This window comes from Mesorhizobium sp. M0478 (assembly GCF_040321305.1).
Classification (GTDB): Bacteria; Pseudomonadota; Alphaproteobacteria; order Rhizobiales; family Rhizobiaceae; genus Mesorhizobium.
In genome coordinates, this window is sequence record NZ_JAMYRH010000004.1 from 450,870 (window position 1) to 466,276 (window position 15,407).

The 15,407-nt window shown below is 62.2% G+C and carries 17 protein-coding genes; 8 read left to right on the plus strand and 9 right to left on the minus strand.

Annotated elements, in window-relative coordinates; all coding sequences use genetic code 11:
* Position 1: 1 nt before the first annotated feature.
* The 8 genes from NKI64_RS13300 to NKI64_RS13335 form a co-directional block, all read right to left on the minus strand.
* The gene (locus NKI64_RS13300; protein ID WP_023681112.1) at positions 2–808 is read right to left on the minus strand and encodes a lanthanide ABC transporter permease protein PedC; all 807 of its coding nucleotides are present in this window, start codon (positions 806–808) and stop codon (positions 2–4) included.
* The gene (locus NKI64_RS13305) at positions 805–1,530 is read right to left on the minus strand and encodes a lanthanide ABC transporter ATP-binding protein PedB/LutE (RefSeq protein WP_023733211.1); all 726 of its coding nucleotides are present in this window, start codon (positions 1,528–1,530) and stop codon (positions 805–807) included. Before NKI64_RS13305 ends, NKI64_RS13300 begins: the two co-directional genes overlap by 4 nt.
* A complete protein-coding gene (locus tag NKI64_RS13310) occupies positions 1,527–2,489 on the minus strand; it encodes a PQQ-dependent catabolism-associated beta-propeller protein (RefSeq protein ID WP_023741837.1) in 963 nt (320 codons plus the stop codon). Before NKI64_RS13310 ends, NKI64_RS13305 begins: the two co-directional genes overlap by 4 nt.
* Positions 2,477–3,652: a lanthanide ABC transporter ABC transporter substrate-binding protein PedA1 gene (locus NKI64_RS13315; protein WP_352462698.1), complete on the minus strand. Its 1,176-nt coding sequence runs from the start codon at positions 3,650–3,652 to the stop codon at positions 2,477–2,479. Before NKI64_RS13315 ends, NKI64_RS13310 begins: the two co-directional genes overlap by 13 nt.
* Positions 3,649–4,320, minus strand: a complete 672-nt coding sequence (locus NKI64_RS13320; RefSeq protein ID WP_352668326.1) for an ABC transporter ATP-binding protein — start codon at positions 4,318–4,320, stop codon at positions 3,649–3,651. The genes NKI64_RS13315 and NKI64_RS13320 overlap by 4 nt, the downstream gene beginning before the upstream one ends.
* Positions 4,320–5,087, minus strand: coding sequence for an ABC transporter permease (locus NKI64_RS13325; RefSeq protein WP_352668328.1), 768 nt, complete (start codon positions 5,085–5,087; stop codon positions 4,320–4,322). Before NKI64_RS13325 ends, NKI64_RS13320 begins: the two co-directional genes overlap by 1 nt.
* A 10-nt stretch (positions 5,088–5,097) precedes the next feature.
* Positions 5,098–6,132 carry an ABC transporter substrate-binding protein gene (locus NKI64_RS13330; RefSeq protein ID WP_352668330.1) on the minus strand — a complete coding sequence of 345 codons (1,035 nt, stop codon included), beginning with the start codon at positions 6,130–6,132 and terminating at the stop codon, positions 5,098–5,100.
* Positions 6,133–6,288: 156 nt separating this feature from the next.
* Positions 6,289–6,630: a DUF768 domain-containing protein gene (locus tag NKI64_RS13335; protein ID WP_023696361.1), complete on the minus strand. Its 342-nt coding sequence runs from the start codon at positions 6,628–6,630 to the stop codon at positions 6,289–6,291.
* A gap of 188 nt (positions 6,631–6,818) precedes the next feature.
* On the opposite strand from NKI64_RS13335, the gene NKI64_RS32135 reads away from it, so the two are divergent.
* From NKI64_RS32135 to NKI64_RS13360, 4 genes are all read left to right on the plus strand, one after another.
* Positions 6,819–7,943, plus strand: coding sequence for an NAD(P)/FAD-dependent oxidoreductase (locus NKI64_RS32135; RefSeq protein ID WP_502901374.1), 1,125 nt, complete (start codon positions 6,819–6,821; stop codon positions 7,941–7,943).
* Entirely contained in the window at positions 7,940–9,226 is a 1,287-nt protein-coding gene (locus NKI64_RS13350; protein ID WP_023733214.1) for an SDR family oxidoreductase, read from the plus strand. Before NKI64_RS32135 ends, NKI64_RS13350 begins: the two co-directional genes overlap by 4 nt.
* Positions 9,226–9,708 (plus strand): DUF2269 family protein, encoded by a 483-nt coding sequence (locus tag NKI64_RS13355; protein ID WP_023733215.1) that lies wholly within the window; start codon positions 9,226–9,228, stop codon positions 9,706–9,708. Before NKI64_RS13350 ends, NKI64_RS13355 begins: the two co-directional genes overlap by 1 nt.
* Before the next feature lie 110 nt (positions 9,709–9,818).
* Positions 9,819–10,145, plus strand: a complete 327-nt coding sequence (locus NKI64_RS13360; RefSeq protein WP_023681103.1) for a low affinity iron permease family protein — start codon at positions 9,819–9,821, stop codon at positions 10,143–10,145.
* 216 nt (positions 10,146–10,361) lie between these two features.
* Here NKI64_RS13360 and NKI64_RS13365 read toward each other — a convergent pair whose 3' ends face one another.
* Positions 10,362–10,637: a hypothetical protein gene (locus tag NKI64_RS13365; protein WP_023667991.1), complete on the minus strand. Its 276-nt coding sequence runs from the start codon at positions 10,635–10,637 to the stop codon at positions 10,362–10,364.
* Positions 10,638–10,854: 217 nt separating this feature from the next.
* Here NKI64_RS13365 and NKI64_RS13370 point away from each other — a divergent pair, with 217 nt between their 5' ends.
* Genes NKI64_RS13370 through NKI64_RS13385 form a run of 4 tightly spaced genes read left to right on the plus strand, consistent with a single transcriptional unit; the run spans position 10,855 to position 15,405 of the window.
* Positions 10,855–11,961, plus strand: a complete 1,107-nt coding sequence (locus NKI64_RS13370; RefSeq protein WP_031214589.1) for an NAD-dependent epimerase/dehydratase family protein — start codon at positions 10,855–10,857, stop codon at positions 11,959–11,961.
* Positions 11,958–13,031, plus strand: a complete 1,074-nt coding sequence (locus tag NKI64_RS13375; RefSeq protein WP_352668334.1) for a GDP-mannose 4,6-dehydratase — start codon at positions 11,958–11,960, stop codon at positions 13,029–13,031. The genes NKI64_RS13370 and NKI64_RS13375 overlap by 4 nt, the downstream gene beginning before the upstream one ends.
* On the plus strand, positions 13,028–14,320 hold the full coding sequence (locus tag NKI64_RS13380) for a TIGR04295 family B12-binding domain-containing radical SAM protein (RefSeq protein ID WP_023712229.1): 1,293 nt from the start codon (positions 13,028–13,030) through the stop codon (positions 14,318–14,320). Before NKI64_RS13375 ends, NKI64_RS13380 begins: the two co-directional genes overlap by 4 nt.
* Positions 14,305–15,405 carry a glycosyltransferase family 4 protein gene (locus NKI64_RS13385; protein ID WP_023748046.1) on the plus strand — a complete coding sequence of 367 codons (1,101 nt, stop codon included), beginning with the start codon at positions 14,305–14,307 and terminating at the stop codon, positions 15,403–15,405. Before NKI64_RS13380 ends, NKI64_RS13385 begins: the two co-directional genes overlap by 16 nt.
* The last annotated feature ends 2 nt before the right edge of the window (positions 15,406–15,407 follow it).

Sequence of the window (15,407 nt, forward strand, 5' to 3'; positions counted from 1 at the left end):
ATCAGCCCTCGCCGCCGCGCCGGGACCACAAGCCGCGGCCGGGATCGTAGCCGATGACCGCCGCGAGGAAGAAGGCGATGAGGCAGCCAAGGACCACAATCGCCGCGACAGGATCGAACCGCAGATAGAGCGCGAAGCGTATCAGCTCGACCGCCGAGCTGAACGGGTTCCAGGCGGCGATTGTTGCCAGCACCGGTCCCGCCTCGGCAAGCCGCCACAGCGGATAGAGCGCCGTCGAGGCAAAGAACACCGGAAAGATGACGAAATTCATGACACCGGCAAAGTTCTCCATCTGTGTCGAAACCGAGGAGACAAGCAGGCCGAACGCGCCAAGCATCAGGCCCGCCAGCACGAGCGCCGGAAATACCGCGACGTAGCCGAGAACGGGCGGCCGCACATCCCAGAAACGCGCGATCAACAGAAACAAATAGACCAGCGGCACGCCGACGATCACGCTGGCCAGCAGGCGCGCCGCAAGCAGGTACCAGCGCGGCAATGGTGCGGTCAGCAACAAGCGCATGCTGCCCATCTCGCGATCGTAGACCATGGCCAGCGAACTCGCCATGGCATGGAAGAGCAGCATCATGGCCGCTAGCCCGGGCACCACATACACGTCATAGAGAACATAGGTCTGGTAGGGTGGCGTGATCGACAGACCGAGAACGGAGCGGAAGCCAGCGGCAAAGATTGCCAGCCAGACCAGCGGCCGTACCATCGCCGAGAGCAGCCGGCCGCGTTGCCGCAACGTGCGCAGCATCTCCCTGCGCAGGATGCCGTTGAGCGCGCGCACCGCGTGAGACGTTTTCATTCGGACTCCGTCAGCGACGCGAAGGCCTCGCCCGTGCTCGCCACACCGAGATCGGCAGCCAGCCGATCGGCGCGGCCGGCCCACCGGATTGTGCCTCGATGCAGCACCACCACATCGTCATCCGCCGTTAGTTCCTCCAGAAAATGTGTTGCCCACAGGACGGCAATGCCGCGCTGGCGGCAAAGCTCCCGCACGTGCCGCTCGAGCGCGCGGCGGCCCGGCACGTCGAGCCCGGTGGTCGGCTCGTCCAGCAGCAAAAGGCGTGGGCTATGCATCAGAGCGCGTGCTATCTCGACACGGCGACGCTGCCCCCCGGAAAGCGCTCGGGCAGGATCGTCGATCCTGTCCAGCACGTCCAGCCGGCCGAGTTCGTGGATGGAGCGCTCCTTGCTCAAGGCCTGGCTAAGCCCATGCAAGGCCGCGTGGTAACGCAGGTTCTCGCCGGCCGTCAGATCGAGATCGAGGGTCGGCAACTGGAAGACGACGCCCATCTGCGCCAACGCGGCGGACGGGTTGACATCCATCGCCTGGTCGAAGACATGCACCGAGCCGGAGCGGGCGTGATAAAGACCGGTGATCAGCGAGAACAACGTCGTCTTGCCGGCGCCGTTGCGGCCTAGCAAGATGCACATCCTGCCTTGGGCCACAGAGAAAGAGACGCCGTCGAGAACCCGCCGGTTCCCGAAACTATGACCCAGATTCTCGACCGACAAGGCGTTCATGGCCCGATCACGACGCCCCACGGCCCCCGCCCCACCGGCAGCGATTTCACCACCTCCTGGTTTTCCAGATCGATAAACGAGATATCGCCGGAATTCCCGTTTGCGGTGACCAGGCGCTTCTGGTCGCCGGAGAGCGCAACGTGCCAGGGTCGTTGACCAACAAGGTAGAGCCGACGGACCGCCAGCGTTTTCACATCGACTTCCGCAATCCTGTTGGCGGGGCCGAGCGCCACATAGACGGTCGTGCCATCGCGGGACGTCCCCATGCCGACCGCCTGCACGCCCTCGCGTCGTATACCCGGCACCTCGAACTCGACTTTGCCGGTCTGCGCGCGCGTTGCCGTGTCGAAGACGGTGACAGTGCCCCGGATCTCCGAGGACACCCAGAATTGCTTCCCGTCCGGCGAGAATAAAGCCGCGCGCGGCCGGGTATCGACCAGCAGATTGTCGACGAGTTCAAGCGTGCCTGCGTCGATCAGATGCACCATGCTGGTGGTCTCCGAAGTGCAGGCGACATAGCGGCCGTCGGCGCTGGCCGCCATTCCTTCCGGTTCGACGCCGACATCCACGGTACCGATGACCTTGGCCGCGGCGATGTCCACCACCGACACCAGATTGTCATTCTCGTTGGCGACGAACAGCCGCTTGCCATCGGGATGGACTGCGAAGAATTCCGGATCGGCTCCCGAAGGCAATTCGCCGACGACCCGCCGCTTCGCGACGTCGACCACGTCGATGCGGTTGTCGTCGCCTTCCGCGACGAACAGCATCTTGTTGTCGATCGACAGTGCCAGCCCGCGCGGACGGCGGCCGACATCGATCGTCGCCAGCAAAGTCATTGTCACGCCGTCGACGACCGCGACGGTATTGTCCTGCTCATTGGAAACGTAGATGGTCTCGGCGGCGGCGGGAGCAGCAAGAGCGAACGCCGCCAACAACAGCGTCATCAGAACTTGCATGTGCTCTCCTCCAGGTCGATGCCCAGCGTGTCGAGCGGCGTGCGCTGATGCAGGAAGCCCGGTTGCGGTGAGCTGGAAATCAAGAGGCGAGGCCCGGCGATCAAAATGGGCTGGCGCATCTGTCCGTCCCAGGGACGGAAACTAAGCCCCTGCCCCTTGAAGCCAGCGAGAAGAAACGCGTCGCCGCGTATATATCTGCCGATTGCCGCGGGATCGAGACTGTGCAGGCGCGTCGCCGCTTCGCCGATACTGCGCACAGCGAGCCAGGCCGCGTAGTCGCTGGGCAACATCCAGCGCCCTGCCTGCCTGTGGAAACGGTCCTGCAGTTGCGTGGCGCCCCATTCCTCGCTGACAGCGCTCCAGCCTGTGGCGACAAGCCCTTGCGTGCCGGCGACGATTCTCGGCAGCGCGGTGCGGCCCTCCAGATAGGCGCCGAATTCATCCGCCTCGTCGGCGACCACGAGCACATCATAGTCGCTGACCTGCGTGACCGCCGGTATTTCGGTCTGCAGCGTGACATGCCCTGTATCGGCACGTCCGTTGGCGGGCCTGAATGTCCACGGCTGGTCGATCGTGATCTCGGCTCCGAAGCGAGCCGCCGCCCGTCGAAAGGCCGCAGCCATCGCCTGATCCTGCGAATGCGGCCCCACAAGCAGGAACCAACGCTGCCAGCGCTTCCAGGCGAGATATTGCGCCAGCCCGTCGGCGAGCATGGCGCGGCTCGGGATCGTGTGCAGCACGTTCCGACGGCAGTCCTGTTGGCGAAGCACGTCGTCCGGCGCCCGGCTGTTGAGCAACGTCATCTGCTCGGCACCGGGCGCGGCACTGGCCTGTAGAAGCTGACTGGCGTCGAGATCGGCGACGACAAAGGCGATGCCGGCATCGGCGAATTGTCTTACCGCGTCGTCCGGCGTTTCGGTTGGTTTCAATATCCTTTCCTCCAGCCGAAATTTCTGCCCAAGAAACCGGCCGGTGCTTTCGTCGTCGGCAATGCCGAGCCGTGCGCCTTGCAGGCCGTCGTCGGTGACGGTTTCATCAAGGGGTCCAAGGGGCAGAGCCGGTTTGCGCTCCTGGCCGATATACCCGATCACCATCGTCTGTTGCTCGGTGGCGCCAGGGCCGGTGATCAGCAAAAGAAAGAGAAGGCCCAGCAACAGTCTCATTGTGTCGCCCCCAGCCCAAAGCGCGACGATCCCGCTTCATCGCCACGAGAGATTGGGACATCGCGCACGATGCGGGCCGGCGATCCCTCCAGAACAATAACCCGATCCCCCAGCGACGAGGCATATGCGAGATCATGCGTAACCAGCAGCGTGGTAGTCCGCCGACTGGCGAAACAATCCTGCAGCAGGCGGCGCATGGCTTGCGCGGTCGCCTCGTCGAGTGAAGCGAATGGCTCGTCGAGGAGCAGGAGCGCAGGCTCCACGGCGAGCGCCCGGGCAAGCGCTACGCGCCGCGCCATGCCGCCCGAGAGTCGCTGCGGATAGCTCTTCTCATTGCCTTTCAGGCCGACAGCGGCAAGCCACCGGGCCGCATCGGGCGCGCGATCCGGGATGGCCATCTCTACATTGCGCAAGGCGGTGAGCCAGGGCAGCAGCCTCGGTGTCTGGAACAGCATGCCTATCGGAAGCGGTCGTCCGCTCACGCTGCCGCGAAATTCGCGGTCGACGCCCGAAACGATCGACAGCAGCGTCGACTTGCCGACACCGGAAGGGCCGGTCAGGACGCAGACCTGTCCGTCGGCTATATCAAGCGACAGCGCGCGAAAGATCGTCCGGCGCTGGCCGTCGTCACCGGGGAAAGTCTTGTCCTCGATCCTGATCCTCAGCATCAGCGTCGCCAGGCGAACAGACGACGTTCCAACGGCACAAGCAGTCCATACTCTATGGCAAGCATCACAACGCCGAAGCTGATCGCATAGGCAAGGATGTGGGTGACGTCGAAGTTCTGAAAATAGACCTGTAGCTGGAACCCGACGCCGTTGGAGCGGCCGAGCAGTTCGGCGAGCAACACGATCTTCCACGTTAGTGCCAGCCCGCTGCGCAGGGTGACGAGAAAGAACGGCGCCAATTGCGGCAGCACGACATCCCGCAGCTTTGCAGCATGCCCGAAGCGATAGAGCTCAGCCATTTCGGCAAAGTCCTTGTCCAGCCGACTGGCGCCTTCACGAATAGTCACCACGACATTGGGGATCTTGTTGAGCGCGACCGCAAGGACAAGCGCAGTCTCGGCAAGACCAAGCCAGATATAAATTAGAATGACCGTGATCAGCGCCGGCATGTTGAGGAGTAACACGATCCAAGGCCTCATCCATATGTCGGCTCTGTGCGAGCGGCCTGCCGCGTAGCCAAGGGCCGCGCCGATGACTATTGCCGACCCGAGGCTTGCCACGACGCGCGCAAGCGAGATGCCCAAATGGTATGGCAGCTCGCCCCGAACCACTTCGTGCAGGAGAACCGAAACAACCTGGACCGGACCAGGAAACAGGCGATCGGCGGCGATCAATGATGCAATCTGCCAGACGAGCACCATGGTCAGCAATGCCGCAGTGGATTGCGAACGCTGCATTGTGATGGGGAACGCTGGGACATCGGTCATTGGCGCGAGCTCAAGCCGGTATGGCCCGGAAGACACCAGGATCGAGGCTCGTCGCCTTGCCGACCAGATCCTCGCCGCCCAATTCGGCCAGGATTGCAAACAACCGGGCCGCGCCATCACGTTCGTCTTTGCCGAACCGACGAGGGATTCCGGCTCGATAGGCGGCGCGTAACGCCGCCTGTAGGTGAGGATCGTCCGTGCCCAATTGGGGCGCGAGCACCCGCCATTCGTCGTCCGAAGACTCGAGCAGCGACTTCGCTGCCGCGGTCGCGCTCGTGAATCGCGCGAGGGCTATCGGGTTGGCCCGCGCCCAGCTTTCATGGAAGACGTAGCCGAGCATCGGCAAGTCCACGGATACGCCAAGCCCCTGCAGGATTTGCGCGACACTGAGCAGAGGCCTTGCCCCCTCCGACTCGAGACGGGCGGCGAAATTCCAGAACGTCAGCAGTGCATCCAGTCGCCCCGCCAGAAATTCCTGCTCCAACAAAGGCGGCGCGCCGAACACTGGCTCCACCTCTTCAGCAAGATCGCGCTTCACCTGACGGAGGCCGAGCGCGCGCAACAGGATCCAGCTTTTGTCCAGCGGACCACCTGCGATCCCCAGCCTTTTGCCCTTGAGGTCCGCAAGAGTTCGAATGGGCGAGCCTTGCGGCAGTTCCAGCGCGCCGACGGCACGAGAATAGGGATAGAAGACCAGATCAGCGCCTTCGCTGCGCTGGCGCATGACCCAAACCCAATCGGAAACGATGACGTCGACGCTGCCCGCCAGCAATGCGGTCTTACCGGCTTCGGTACCGGCAAGCCGCTGAGCCTCGATTGATACGCCGTGCACAGTGTCCAACGCATGTCGCCGCATGACGTCAACTTCCCAGGCGGCGGTGCCAAATCCCAGCACGCCAAATCGCACGAGCGGCGACGGCTGTGACGCGGCTTCTGCGGAAGCACCCAACAGCCAGCAACAAATACCCGCAAGAGCGGCCCGCCGCGAGATGTGACCCTGATCATGCCGGGTCAGCCATTCGCCTGGAAGGGTAGCAGTCAGCACGGGCGCACCGGGTGTGAAGGAACTTTCCTAACGCCGTGGCGGCAGGAATGTTCCTCGATGGTGCATGGAACTAACGGGAAAGCACCTAAGGTCCGTTTTTCAGCTCGTATAGCAGCCGGGGGGCTTGTTCAGGCGAACAGAAGAAGGTGTCAGGGGCTACGGTCCGCTCTTGGCATCATCGACCTCCAACGCGTCCATTACAGGTGCCGGATCGCTCTTTTCGGAGCTCGGGCTCTGCACCCCGGACCCGGCGTTCTCGATCGCTTGCACGATAGCATCTTCGATGTTTCCGAGTTCGTCCTCCCTTACTTCACGCCCATAACCAGCCACCTCGGCATCCTGCTCGAATTGCTGAGCGAGCACCGCGACGCTGACTTCCTCTCGACCAGGAAGTGTGCCGACATTCTCCTGTAGCCAGTTTTGAAAAAACTCTCTGGTCGCGCTCATCTCAGACCACCCTTTCGCCAAACTAAGCGCGACGGTGAGCCGAAGTTCCATGATGCGTTCACTTTCCCAGTGGTGCTGTACTCACAGCGTTGGGAGCCACGAGGTTTTTGCAGGCTTGATGAGGCAGTGGCCTTTCTCTTCACGACTCGATTGGAGTTCACTCTTATTGTGCAGTGTGCATCCTGATTGCGTCCATTTCGACCCTGTGGAACAAGCTCGTTGAGTTGAAGTTAGGCCCGATGCCAAGCTTTTCGGGCGAACCAAGCTTTTCGGGCGCACAAGTTTTTGACGTTGCCATCGTCGGCGGCGGCCCCGCGGGGCTCGCTGCAGCCATGTATTTAGCCAGGTTTCTGCGTTCGGTGATCTCGCTCGACGCGGGGCATGCGCGTGCCAAGCTCATCCCAAAATCCCGCAACTGTCCCGGCTTCCCCGACGGCATCAGCGGGGAAGAACTGCTCGGCCGCCTACGAGCCCAGGCACAGCTATACGGCGCGAGCCTTGTCCATGGTTGCGTAGGCCACGCCGAAAAACGCGAGGGGTTTTTTGTTCTGACGACCACCTGCGGGATTGTCCAAGCAAGGCGCGTGATTCTGGCAACGGGCATTGTGGACAAGGCACCTCCCATTGAAAGACTGGAGGAGGCGATCGCAACCGGCATTGTCAGACTGTGCCCGGTTTGCGATGCATATGAGGCCCGGGGTAGCCGCATCGGCGTTGTTGGTCCGGAGCATCTCGCCGTCAGGGAGGCTCTGTTCCTGAAGGGATATGGCAGTCAGGTCGCCTTGCTCGCCAATAACCAGGATGATGTTTCCGAAGCTGCCCGCGGCGCCGCCTTGGCAGGCGGAGTTGAAATCTGGGACGCTGTCGATGACCTGATCCCTCGACGAACCGGGTTCGATGTCGTCATGGCCGAGGGCGCCCCGATGCGCAACATCGATGTGGTGTACCCTTCGATGGGCAGCGACGTACGCTCCGGACTAGCGGTTGCTCTGGGGGCTAACTGTGACGCAGAAGCTATGTCCTGGTCAACCGACACCTTGAGACTTCAACGCCAGGACTCTATGCCATTGGCGACGTGGCCGAGGGGCTCAATCAAATTGCTGTTGCGTTCGGAGACGCCGCCAAGGCTGCAACTCACATTCATAACGACCTCCGCGATTGCGCCGAGCCGGCGACGAACTTCCGGCGAAGTTGACCTGCAGATGCGAACGCACTTTACCGGCTCACCTTTGGCTGCGTTGATGCCCGGAACCTGTTCCACCCGGCGTGAGACTACCGGCTTCGGCTTTGCTAGAGTTGTCCCAGGCGCAGCCGCTGGGTTGATGGACGGGCACGCGCTGGCGAACGGCTGGAGGAAGGAATGAAAATTCTCGTCACCGGCGCGTCAGGTCTGATTGGAGCCGCGCTTTGCGCGCGCCTGGCCGGCGAGAGTCATGAAGTGGTTCGCGTGCTTCACCACCCAGACACTGGCGTCCACCCGGAGATCCAAACCGTTTCCCTGGATATCGCGCGGGCCTTGCGACCTCAGGACTGGATCCCCTATCTCGCCGGTGTGGACGCCGTCGTAAACTGTGCCGGCGTCCTGCAGGATAGTGCCCGGGAAAACACCCGGCATGTCCATTCTACCGGCGCCTCGGCTCTCTTCACCGCGTGTGAGCAAGCAGGTGTGAACAAGGTGATTCACTTTTCTGCCATCGGGGTCGATCGCCAGCAGCCGTCCGCCTTTTCCGCCAGCAAGCTCGCCGGCGATGAAGCACTGATGGCACGTAGCCTTGACTGGGTCATCCTGCGCCCCTCCGTAGTGCTGGGAAGGCCGGCCTTCGGCGCAAGTGCACTGTTTCGCGGCCTCGCGGCTTTGCCGCTCTTGCCGTTGATGCCCGGCACGGGCCGTCTCCAAGTCGTCCAGCTCGATGACGTCATCTCCACCGTCCTGTTCTTCCTCAAACCCGGCAGCCCATCGCACCTCACGCTGGACCTGGCTGGGCCCGAGGCACTTTCGATGAGCGAGGTCGTGGGTCGCTATCGCCGCTGGTTCGGATGGAGCAGTGCTCGGGAGTTCATCTTGCCGAATTGGGCCGCAGCTATCTTGTACAGGTTCGGGGATGCCGCGGCTCAGCTGGGCTGGCGCCCGCCCATGCGCAGCAATGCAGCAAAAGAGATTGCCCGTGGCGCTGTCGGCGATCCCCAACCCTGGATGACGGCGACCGGCATTCAACCATCAAGTCTTACATCTGCACTGCGTTTAAACCCTGCGACGGTGCAGGAGCGATGGTTCGCCGGTCTTTACTTCGTCAAGCCGGCGCTCTTTGTCATCTTGCCGCTCTTCTGGATCATGACGGGCATCATTTCCCTCACTGCCGGCTGGCGCAGCGGAGTTGACTTGCTGATTGGCACTGCTGCCGGCCCCTTGGCCGAACCGGCGGTAGTCGCCGGCGCGCTGGCTGACATCGCCGTCGGGGCGCTTATCGCCTGGCGCCCAACCAGCCGGCTTGGTCTTTTCGGCGCAATCGCGGTATCGCTTTTCTATGCGATCGCTGGGAGCATTCTGCGGCCGGATCTTTGGCTTGAGCCACTCGGGCCGTTGATCAAAATCCTCCCGATCCTCGTTCTGCATTTTGCAGCGCTGGCCATTCTGGAGGAACGCTGATGACGTACTTCGTGCTTAAATACCTGCACGTGATCGGCGCTGCTGTGCTGCTCGGAACTGGTGCCGGCATTGCTTTTTTCATGCTTTTGGCACACCGGACCGGGAATGCCGCGACGATCGCAGCTGTCGCCCGAATTGTCGTGCTGGCTGATTTCCTGTTCACGGCTACGGCCGTTGTCGCACAACCTCTGACCGGACTGGGCCTCGCTAGGGTTGCGGGGTATTCGCTGTCCGAAGGATGGATCGTTCTCTCGATCCTGCTCTACATCTTAACGGGCCTGTTCTGGCTGCCTGTCGTGTGGATACAGATCGAGATGCGAAATCTAGCCACACAGGCCGCACTCTCCAACCAACCTCCTCCCGAGCGCTACCATCAGCTGTTCAGACGCTGGTTTGTCTTCGGCTTCCCAGCTTTCGGCGCCGTGCTCGCCATCTTCTGGCTGATGATTGCGCGCCCGGCAATCGTGTGGTCATCGTTGTAGCTGCGATCGGCAAGCACTGCGCCGTGAATTCATCCGTCGCGCCTAGCTGGCTCGTGCCGGCGCGATGCACTGCGGTCGGGAACCACGGTCACTGCCGCGAGTTCTTTCGCATGGCCAATCATCCCGTCACCGGCGTGCTTACCTCAATCGGCACATTAACCTCCCGCCCCGCGGCATTCCTGATCCTGTTGGTCTACGCAATCCTTTGGATGATCTTCGAGCGACAGACCCTGGACTGGCATGGAGCGGCTACCTTGTTTACGTGGGCCATGACGCTGTTCATCCAGCGTGCCGAGCACCGCGACACTCAGGCCATTCACGCCAAACTGGATGAGATCCTGCGATCAGACCACAATGCCTCGAACATCACGCGGATCGACGATGAAGAGCCCGAGGAAATCGAAAAACACCGCCACCGCAGGCAGCAGGACGACTGATGAGCGGCGTTTTGGTTTCACGGCAGGACGAGTAGCGGGTTTCCAGCTTTTGACGCCTATCCAGCCCCGCCGCCTCCTGAGCTCAGGGCCAAGGCCTTCGATCCTTGCTGCGGCTGTGGTTCAGCGACCGAAGGATCGGAGCCCTCTATTGTTCCACTGCATCCAGAAAAATTTGCCCGAGAACCAGGTCAGGCAAATCGGCCGGCTCGAAGTGCGTCATTCGCCTTTCTGGTTGCGCTCGACGAACTTGTTGAAACGGCTGGTTTGTCCGTCACCAGTCTTGGACTGGTAAAGAAAGGCCAGATCGTTCTCGTCGAATATGCGGAAGAACTCGTCCCATTCGACCGGCTCGAATGCTTCCTCGGGTTTGCCGAAGTCGATCCGCAGGATGCCGCCCGCGCCTTTGGTGCGAACCACTGCCGGCCGTCCATCCCGCTCCTCGGCCCATTTGCGGATTTCGTCGTGATTGGTGGTCGTTTGCGACTGGGACATTGAAATCTCCTTTGATCATCGGCGTTGCCAACATCGGGCATCGTCGGGGCTGCCGGCGTCCTAACAGCACAAGGGCGGCAATGTTCCGGCACGGCGCGGCGAGCGCGATGTGGCTGCTTCCGAACGAAGCCGGCCAAAGGAACTTTGTTGAAGCCAAGGGAACAAACCTTTTGCCGAAAAGTTCGGGTCGCCAAGATTACCTGTCTGAGGAGTGGTCGTGAAACGGATATTGGTTACAGGGGGCTGCGGCTTCATTGGCCGGCATGTCGCCCAGGAACTCATCGAGCAGGATTATTCGGTTCGCATTTTGGATGTGCTGCTGGAGCAGGTGCACGCAGGCGAAACAGTCGCCCTTCCCGCCGGGGCCGAGCTGATCAAGGGCGACATTCGGGACCGGGAGGCGGTCGCCAAGGCGCTGGAAGGCGTTGACGCGGTCATTCATCTAGCCGCGGAAGTCGGCGTCGGACAGTCGATGTACGAGATCGCGCGCTATGTCGGCACCAACGATCTCGGCACCGCGACGCTGCTTGAGGCGCTGATCAAACACCCGGTCGAGCGCATTGTCGTCGCCTCATCGATGAGTGTCTATGGCGAGGGCCTCTATGCTACATCGGACGGCCGGCGCATCGACAATGCCCGGCGCAAGGCGAGCGACACCAAAAACGGACAGTGGAATCCGCTGTCGCCGGAAGGCGAACCCCTCTCCCCCCTGCCGACGGACGAGGAAAAGCCGGTCGATCTCGCCTCTATCTATGCACTGACGAAATACGCCCAGGAACGCGCCGTGCTGATCTTCGGCGAAGCCTATGGCATCGATACGGTCGCGCTGCGCCTGTTCAACGTCTTCGGCGCCGGCCAGGCGTTATCGAACCCCTATACCGGCGTGTTGGCCAATTTTGCTTCGCGTCTCGCCAACGGCCAACGTCCAATGATCTTCGAGGATGGCGAACAGAAACGCGATTTCGTCCATGTGGATGACGTCGCCCGCGCCTTTCGTCTTGCGCTGCAGCAACGCCAGGCAAGGGGTCACGTCATCAACATCGGCAGCGGCCGAGCCTATGCTATCAGCGACGTCGCGCGGGTACTTGCCGAGGCCATGGGAACGCCGGACCGCTCGCCAGAGTTGCTCGGCAAGGCGCGCTCCGGGGATATCCGCAACTGCTTCGCCGATATTTCCAAGGCCCGTGAGCTGCTCGGTTTCGAGCCGAGGCAACAACTGGAGAATTCGCTCGCCGATTTCGTTTCCTGGGTGCGCAACTCGTCCGCCATCGACCGCGGCGCCGACATGAAACGCGAGCTTGAAGAACGTGGGCTGGTGTCATGAATACGCGCAATCGACGCGACGCGCCCGTCGCCATTGTCGGCGGCAGCGGCTTCATAGGATCGAACCTGGCCGACAGCCTGTTGTCGGATGGCGAGCCGGTGCTGGTGATCGACAATCTCAGCCGCCCCGGCGTCGAACAGAACCTTGAATGGCTGGCGCAGAAACACGGAAGCCGCCTCACGGTCGAAACGATTGACGTGCGCGACGCCAACGCGCTTGCGCCCGTTCTGAGGAGTTCCAAGGCGATCTTCCACCTGGCCGCGCAAACCGCCGTCACAACGAGCCTGGTCCAACCGGACGAGGATTTCGATATCAACCTTCGAGGAACCTTCAATGTCCTCGAGGCGGCGCGGCTGAGCAGTGAGTTTGTTCCGGTGGTCTTCGCCAGCACCAACAAGGTCTATGGCAGTCTGCCCGACGTCGCGGTGCGCGAGGACGGCGATCGTTACCTGCCTTGCGACGGCATCATCCAAGCGAATGGCATCGACGAGACCCACGGCCTGGATTTCTGCACGCCCTATGGTTGTTCCAAAGGCGCGGCGGACCAATATGTGCTCGACTATGCCAAATCCTACGGCATGCCGACGGCGGTGCTGCGGATGAGCTGCATTTACGGGCCGCGCCAGTTCGGAACCGAGGATCAAGGCTGGGTCGCGCACTTCCTGCTGAGTGCGCTGACGGGACGTCCGATCACCATTTACGGCGACGGCAGACAAGTGCGCGATATACTGCATGTCTCCGATGCGGTCGCCGCCTACAGGGCCACGCTCGATCGTATCGAGACGACCAAAGGCCAGGCATTCAATCTTGGCGGCGGCCCCGATAATGCGATCAGCCTGCGCATGCTGTTGAGCGAGATCCGTAGCTTGACCGGCCATGAGCTTTCGATCCGCCATGATGGCGAACGCACCGGCGATCAGCCCTTCTTCGTCGCCGACACCCGCAAGATCAAAGCGATGCTTGGCTGGAAAGCTCGTGTTTCATGGCGCGAAGGCATTCGCGATCTCGCAGACTGGCTGCAACAACACCGGCTCCAGCCTCGCCCCGAAGTCGTGAGGTACGTCGCATGAAAATCGCCCTGGTAAACCCGTTCTGGACCTATGACGACAGCATCTATTTCGGCTGCCGCCAACCACATCTCCCGCTGGAACTCGGCTATTCGAAATCCCTCCTCGAAACAGCCGGCCATGAGGTGTTGATGCTGGATGGGCAATTGCAGAAGCTCGACAACTCGGACCTCTCCGAGCGTGTGGCTGATTTCGCGCCTGCAATGACGGTCGTCAGTACCGCCCCGACTTATCTGTTCTGGCGCTGCGCACCACCCGAGTTGCGCGTGCCGGCCGATTTCCTCAACCGTCTCGCCGGGCGCGGTGGACGCACAGTCGCGGTCGGGCCGCATGGCTCGGCTACGCCCGCGCCAACCTTGCGCAAGCTTGGCGTCGACATTGTTGTGCGCGGCGAATGCGAGGAAATCGTCGCGGAACTTGCCCGGCGCGACGACTGGAGCGCGGTCCCCTCGACCGCTTACCTGCGCGACGCCAAGGTGGTTTTGAACGGCGGCGTCCACGCCAGCTCGTTTGTCGATCATCCGCCACTCCAATGGCCATCAGACTGGATCGCAGCCCATTCGCATCACCATCACAGGTTCGATGACAAGCAGGTTGGGTTCGGCGCGGAGGTCGAAGCATCGCGCGGCTGCCCCTACAATTGCAGCTTCTGCGCCAAGATCGATTTCCGCGATGCCTATCGCCGCCGCAACCACGAGGCGGTCATAGCGGAAATCGATCGGCTGATTGCCCAGGGCGTCGGCTACATTTATTTCATCGATGAAATCTTCCTGCCGCAAAAAGCGCTGTTGGAAGCGTTGATCCATCGCGACGTGAAGTTCGGTGTGCAGACCCGCATCGACCTTTGGAAGCCCGAGCTGCTGGAATTGCTTGGTGCGGCCGGCTGCGTCTCCATCGAGGCCGGTCTCGAAAGCCTGACCGTGGAAGGTCGTGCGATGCTCGCGAAGCGCTGCCGGCTGGGTACCGAGGAACTCGCCGCGCTGCTCGTCAATGCCAGGCGTCACGTTCCATTCGTACAGGCCAATCTGATCGGCGTCGTCGAGGATGACCCTGCCCTCGTCGATTACTGGCGAACGCACCTCATCGACAACGGCGTGTGGGCCAATGAACCCGTACCGCTTTATCCATATCCGAGTTCGCCAAGCTATCGCGAGCTTTGGGGCGAACCCGACGACCTCGCCTGGGAGCGCGCCCATGATCACTATCTCGCATCATTCCAGAAGTTCAGCGATATCCAGGAAAGGCGCCCGCGTCCGCTGGCGGAACTGGAGGCGACATGTTGCGGACACTGACGCCGCGATCGCGGCGCATCCTGATGACGGTCGATGCCGTGGGCGGCGTGTGGCGCTATGCGCTCGACCTGGCCAGGGAACTTGTCAACGGCGGCGATAGCGTAGTGCTTGCCGGTCTCGGTCCGCCACCGTCCAGGCAGCAGGCCGACGAGGCGGAGGCTTTCGCGAAGCTGATCTGGCTGAACACGCCGCCGGATTGGATGACCCGCAACGGCGGTGATCTCGACGCGCTGACGCGAGAGTTGCATGCGCCCATGCGCGACCACGCCATCGACCTTGTCCATTTCAACGCGCCTTCGCAGGCGGCGGGATTCGACGCGCCATGCCCGGTCGTGGTGGTCTCCCATTCCTGCGTGACGACTTGGTTCCATGCGGTCAGAGGACAGGCGGCGGATGGCGCATGGGCCTGGCAGAAGGAGCGCAACAGACGCGGCATGGATCGGGCCGACGCGGTCATCGCGCCGAGCCGCAGCCATGCCGACATGCTAGAGACCTGCTACGGCCCGATCGCGCGCTTGAGTGTGGTCAGAAATGGTGCCCGTCCTCTGCCGAAGGCCGAAAAGCATCAACCGCTCGTCTTCGCCGCTGCCCGCTGGTGGGACGAGGGCAAAAATGCGGCGGTGGTCGATCAGGCGGCGTCCCTGACGCGATGGCCTCTGTTTGCCGCCGGGTCGACGAACGGTCCAAACGGCGAGCATGTCAGCTTCAGCCATGCTGTTCCTCTGGGAGCAGTGCCGTCCGATGAGGTGCGTTCGTTGATGGCTCGCGCGGGTATTTTCGTATCGCCATCGCTCTACGAGCCATTCGGCCTGGCCGCGCTGGAAGCCGCCATGTCGGCTACGCCCCTGGTGCTTTCCGATATCGCCACCTATCGCGAACTATGGGACGGGGCCGCGATATTCTTTGACGCGCGCGATCCGCACGATCTCGCTGCCTGCCTCAACCGTCTCTCCAGCGATGCCGAGCTCCGGCGAGAGCTTGGCCAGGCAGCCATCCGACGCAGCCGCAGGTTTAGGCTGACAAAGCAGACAGCGGCTATGCGCGGCGTCTACGACAAAGCGGCCTTAGCGATGGCGGAGCGCTGATC

Bases quoted from the DNA above. Each gene is read 5' to 3' on its own strand.
- NKI64_RS13300 (WP_023681112.1), bottom strand. From the start codon at position 808: ATGAAAACGTCTCACGCGGTGCGCGCGCTCAACGGCATCCTGCGCAGG.
- NKI64_RS13305 (WP_023733211.1), bottom strand. From the start codon at position 1,530: ATGAACGCCTTGTCGGTCGAGAATCTGGGTCATAGTTTCGGGAACCGG.
- NKI64_RS13310 (WP_023741837.1), bottom strand. From the start codon at position 2,489: ATGCAAGTTCTGATGACGCTGTTGTTGGCGGCGTTCGCTCTTGCTGCT.
- NKI64_RS13315 (WP_352462698.1), bottom strand. From the start codon at position 3,652: ATGAGACTGTTGCTGGGCCTTCTCTTTCTTTTGCTGATCACCGGCCCT.
- NKI64_RS13320 (WP_352668326.1), bottom strand. From the start codon at position 4,320: ATGCTGAGGATCAGGATCGAGGACAAGACTTTCCCCGGTGACGACGGC.
- NKI64_RS13325 (WP_352668328.1), bottom strand. From the start codon at position 5,087: ATGACCGATGTCCCAGCGTTCCCCATCACAATGCAGCGTTCGCAATCC.
- NKI64_RS13335 (WP_023696361.1), bottom strand. From the start codon at position 6,630: ATGGAACTTCGGCTCACCGTCGCGCTTAGTTTGGCGAAAGGGTGGTCT.
- NKI64_RS32135 (WP_502901374.1), top strand. From the start codon at position 6,819: ATGCCAAGCTTTTCGGGCGAACCAAGCTTTTCGGGCGCACAAGTTTTT.
- NKI64_RS13350 (WP_023733214.1), top strand. From the start codon at position 7,940: ATGAAAATTCTCGTCACCGGCGCGTCAGGTCTGATTGGAGCCGCGCTT.
- NKI64_RS13355 (WP_023733215.1), top strand. From the start codon at position 9,226: ATGACGTACTTCGTGCTTAAATACCTGCACGTGATCGGCGCTGCTGTG.
- NKI64_RS13360 (WP_023681103.1), top strand. From the start codon at position 9,819: ATGGCCAATCATCCCGTCACCGGCGTGCTTACCTCAATCGGCACATTA.
- NKI64_RS13365 (WP_023667991.1), bottom strand. From the start codon at position 10,637: ATGTCCCAGTCGCAAACGACCACCAATCACGACGAAATCCGCAAATGG.
- NKI64_RS13375 (WP_352668334.1), top strand. From the start codon at position 11,958: ATGAATACGCGCAATCGACGCGACGCGCCCGTCGCCATTGTCGGCGGC.
- NKI64_RS13380 (WP_023712229.1), top strand. From the start codon at position 13,028: ATGAAAATCGCCCTGGTAAACCCGTTCTGGACCTATGACGACAGCATC.
- NKI64_RS13385 (WP_023748046.1), top strand. From the start codon at position 14,305: ATGTTGCGGACACTGACGCCGCGATCGCGGCGCATCCTGATGACGGTC.